Below are 4,229 nucleotides of genomic sequence, written 5' to 3' on the forward strand. Positions count from 1 at the left end.
TCTCCGCGTACGGCTTCGAGGACTACACCCGGATCAAGCACGTCATGACGTCGCTCGACGACTGACCGGCGCCCGGCAGGGATCACGGCCCCGGGCCCGCCCGGGGCCGTTCCGCGTCCCGGGTGCCGTCCGCCCGGGTTCCGCCATGGACATGGTGTGCGGGCACGGCCGTCCCCGCTGGACGGTTGGTCCATTGCCCGCCGTGGCGGCGGACCGACATGCTGCGCGGGTGCGCTCGATTCCGGACCACCTCATGTCCCGTCGTTCCCTGCTGCGCGCCTTCGGCGCCGGATCGGCCGGTGCCGCGCTGGCCGGCTGCGGCGTGCCCGCCGCCTATGTGGAGCCCGGCGACCGCTCGGGCCCCGACCGCTCGGACAGCGACCACTCGCTGCACTTCGCCAACTGGCCCCTCTACATCGACACGGACGACGAGGACGAGTCGAAGCGGCCCACCCTCGACGCGTTCACCCGGCGGACCGGGATCTCCGTGACGTACACCGAGGAGATCAACGACAACGACGAGTTCTTCGGCAAGATCAGCCCGGCGCTGATGAACCATCAGTCGACGGGCCGGGACCTCGTGGTCATCAGCGACTGGATGGCCGCCCGGTTCGTACGGCTCGGCTGGGTGCAGGAGATGGACCGCTCGCGCCAGCCCCATGTCGCCGCGTACCTGGACCCCCAGCTGCGGTCCCCCGCGTTCGACGAGGGGAGGCTGCACAGCGTGCCCTGGCAGTCCGGGATCACCGGCATCGCGTACAACCGGGCGAAGCTGGGCCGGGAGATCCGGCATACGAGCGAGCTCTGGGCCGACGACCTGCGGGGCAGGGTGACCCTGCTGTCAGGGCTCGACGAGGCCTTCGCCCTGCTGATGCAGGGCAACGGCGCCGACATCACCCGCTGGACCGCCGACGACTTCCACGAGATGTGCGAGCAGGTGGCACGCCATGTGCGGTCCCGCCACATCCGGCGCTTCACCGGCAACGACTACATCAAGGACCTCGCCAACGGCGACGTGCTCGCCTGCCAGGCCTACTCGGGGGACGTCATCCAGCTCCAGGCCGACAACCCGGGCATCGAGTTCGTGGTGCCCGAGGAGGGCGCCGAGCTCTGGTCGGAGTCACTCATGATCCCCAACCTCGCCGGCCACAAGCGCAATGCGGAGAAGCTCGTCGACCACTACTACGAGCCCGAGGTGGCCGCGGAACTGGCCACCTGGGTCAACTACGTCTGCCCCGTCCCCGCCGCCCGCGAGGTCCTGGCCTCCTCCAAGGACGAGGAGACCGCCGCGCTGGCCGAGGACCCCCTGATCTTCCCGGACGACGCGATGCGCCGACGCCTGGCCATCGCCCGGGACATCACCTCCGAGGAGCGCACCGGGTTCGCGAAGAAGTGGAACTCCATCGTCGGTCTCTGAGCGCCGGCAGAGCGCACTCACCCCACTTTTTGAACGTGTTCATGACCGGCGTACGCTGCGCTCATGAGCGAGCGAGCCCTGTTGCGGCGCATACGCGTGTGGTTGGTCGTCTTCATCGTCTGTCTGGTACTCAGCGGGCTCACCGCCTTCCCGCTGGTCACCGAACTCCGCTGGGTCGAGGACCTTTTGACCTCCTCCGCCTCCCCCGTCCCCGAACACTTCCCGGCCCTGGCGGAGTGGATCACCCGGGTGCGGACCGGCCTCGACGAGGCCGACGCCTCCTATCCCTTCGTGCTGTACGGCACCGACTGGCTGGCCTTCGCGCACCTCGTCATCGCGGTCGCCTTCTACGGCCCCTACCGCGACCCGGTCCGCAACATCTGGGTCATCGAGTTCGGCATGATCGCGTGCGCCGGGATCATCCCGCTCGCCCTGATCTGCGGGCCGATCCGTGACATCCCCTTCTGGTGGACCGTCATCGACATGTCCTTCGGTGTCTTCGGCGTCATCCCCCTCCTCGTCGTCCACCGCATGATCAAGCGCCTGGAGACCGCCGCCGTGCCGGCGTGACGCTCAGCCTGCCGACGGGGCCCCGAAGGCGGCGACCACGACGTCCATCGCCGTGGCGTTCATGTCCTGGCCCTTCGCGTCGGTGGAGTTGACGCTGTACACCAGGGTTCTGGAGAGATCACGGGTGGCCGCCACGAGCGAGTTGTAGCCCCAGCGGCCGCCCGACTTCCCCCACACCTCACGCCCGCCCAGGGTCTGCACACTCAGCCCCGCGCTGAACTGGGCGGGCTTCCCCGTCCCGTACGTACGCACCGAGGGGTCCGGCAGCGTGAACATCTCCTCCAGCAGGGGCCCGCTCACGACCTCGCCCGAGAACAGCGCCCGGGTGAAGCGCTCCAGATCCGCCGTGGTGGAGACGAGGTCCCCGGCGGCCCAGGTGTCGGTCACGCCCCACACCGTCACGTCCCGCAGCTCCGTACCGCCGCCCGGGGCGGTGAAGACCTGGTAGCCGCGGTTGTGCGGTCCCCGGATGCCCGGTTCGGTGCCGGGGAAAGACGTGGAGCGCAGCCCCAGCGGGCGCAGGATGCGCTCGCCCACCTGGTGTGCGTAGGTATCGCCCGTCACCTTCTCCACGAGCAGCCCCAGCACGGTGTAGTTGATGTTGAGGTAGTGCTGGCTCCGGCCAGGGACGAACTCCGGGGCCTGCACCATGGCCGAGGCGGCCATCTCGCGCGGTGTGTGCAGGTCGAAGCGGTGGGCGTACGCCTCCTCCAGGGTGCTGCCGGGCATCGGTGCCGCCGGTATCCCGCTGGTGTGGTCGAGCAGCTGCCGCACGGTGACCCCGCCGTACGCCGCGGGGATCAGATCCGGGAGGTAGTGCCTGGCCGTGCGGTCGAGGTCCAGCTTCCGCTCCCCGGCCAGTTGCAGGACCGTGGCGGCCGTGAACACCTTGGTCACCGATCCCGCCCGGAAGCGCGCCGACGGGTCGGCCGCACGGTTCGAGACCAGATCGTGCACGCCGGAGCTCCCGTGCCAGCTGCCGCCGGTGCCGCCGACCCGCACGAGCGCGGCGGTGGCGTCGTCGGCGGGCAGCCCGGAGATCGCCGCGCGCAGGGCGGCGGCGTCAGCGGCCGGGACCGGGCGCGTGCGCGCGTCGGCCGCGTGTGACGGGGCAGTGAGGCCGTTCGCCAGGGCGGCCGGAGCGGTGGGGCCGGCGGCGATACCCAGGACCAGGGCCGCGGCCAGGAGCGTGCGGGCGCGTGTGTTCATCGGATGCCTCCGGGAGAGATGAAGTCCGTAACTGCTCTACGGCTCCATCCTGTTGATCCGGAGGCCCCGGCGGATCACCCGAGCGAGGGGTCGTGCGGGGGAGTCCGCCTCACCCGCGCGGGGGAGGCGGCAGCGGTCCCTCCCCCGGGCGAGGGAGCGACCGGCCCCGGCTCGCGCGAGGGAGTAACGGGACCCGGCTCGCGCGAGGGTGCGACCAGCCCCGTCTCGTACGCGCAGATGACGGCCTGGATGCGGTCCCGGAGGCCCAGCTTGGACAGGACGTTGCCCACATGGGTCTTCACCGTGTGCTCGCTGACCACGAGCGCCGCGGCGATCTCCGCGTTGGACAGCCCCCGCGCCAGGTGCAGAAGGGTCTCCCGCTCCCGGGCGGTCAGCGCGTCCAGCAGGGCCGGCTCCCGCCCGGGCCGGGACGCCACGGGACGTGAGGTGTACTCGGCGATGAGCCGGCGGGCCACCGAGGGCGCGACCAGCGAGTCCCCCGCCGCCACCACCCGTACCGCGTGCACCAGATCGTCCCGCCGCACGTCCTTCAGCAGGAATCCGCTCGCGCCCGCGTGCAGCGCCTCGTAGACGTACTCGTCCGAGTCGAAGGTGGTCAGCATCACCGTGCGGCAGTCGCTCCCGGCACTGATCGCCCGGCACGCCTCGATGCCGTCCATGACGGGCATCCTGATGTCCAGCAGGGCCACATCGGGCCGCAGCGCGCGCACCGCGCGGAGGGCCTGCGCACCGTCCGCCGCCTCGGCGAGTACCTCGATGTCCGGCTGCGCGTCCAGGATCATCGCGAAGCCGCTGCGCACCAGCTCCTGGTCGTCGGCCACCACCACACGGATCGTCAACTCCCCACCCCCTCCGGGGAGGTTACAAGGGGAAGGGTGGCGAGCACCTGGAACCCGCGGTCGCCGGGACCCGCGCCGGCCGTGGCCCGCCCGCCGTGTGCGGCCGCCCGCTCCCTGATGCCGACCAGCCCCAGCCCGGTGGTGCCGCCCGGCCCCTGCCCGGTGGTGCCGCC

Annotated in this window: 4 protein-coding genes; 2 read left to right on the forward strand and 2 right to left on the reverse strand. The window is 71.3% G+C overall.

Annotated features, from left to right (window positions below; translation table 11 throughout):
- Positions 1–253: 253 nt before the first annotated feature.
- Entirely contained in the window at positions 254–1,417 is a 1,164-nt protein-coding gene (locus tag JKV81_RS09320; RefSeq protein ID WP_129265697.1) for a polyamine ABC transporter substrate-binding protein, read from the forward strand.
- Between the two features lie 63 nt (positions 1,418–1,480).
- Positions 1,481–1,987 (forward strand): hypothetical protein, encoded by a 507-nt coding sequence (locus JKV81_RS09325; protein ID WP_202075370.1) that lies wholly within the window; start codon positions 1,481–1,483, stop codon positions 1,985–1,987.
- Positions 1,988–1,990: 3 nt separating this feature from the next.
- On the opposite strand, the gene JKV81_RS09330 is transcribed toward JKV81_RS09325, so the two are convergent.
- Both JKV81_RS09330 and JKV81_RS09335 read right to left on the reverse strand, forming a co-directional pair.
- Complete coding sequence (locus JKV81_RS09330) at positions 1,991–3,196, reverse strand: serine hydrolase domain-containing protein (RefSeq protein ID WP_202075371.1); 1,206 nt, start codon at positions 3,194–3,196, stop codon at positions 1,991–1,993.
- 74 nt (positions 3,197–3,270) lie between these two features.
- On the reverse strand, positions 3,271–4,056 hold the full coding sequence (locus JKV81_RS09335) for a response regulator (protein ID WP_202075372.1): 786 nt from the start codon (positions 4,054–4,056) through the stop codon (positions 3,271–3,273).
- Positions 4,057–4,229: the final 173 nt, after the last annotated feature.

The organism is Streptomyces silvae, from assembly GCF_016745505.1.
In the GTDB taxonomy this organism is placed as follows: Bacteria; Actinomycetota; Actinomycetes; order Streptomycetales; family Streptomycetaceae; genus Streptomyces; species Streptomyces silvae.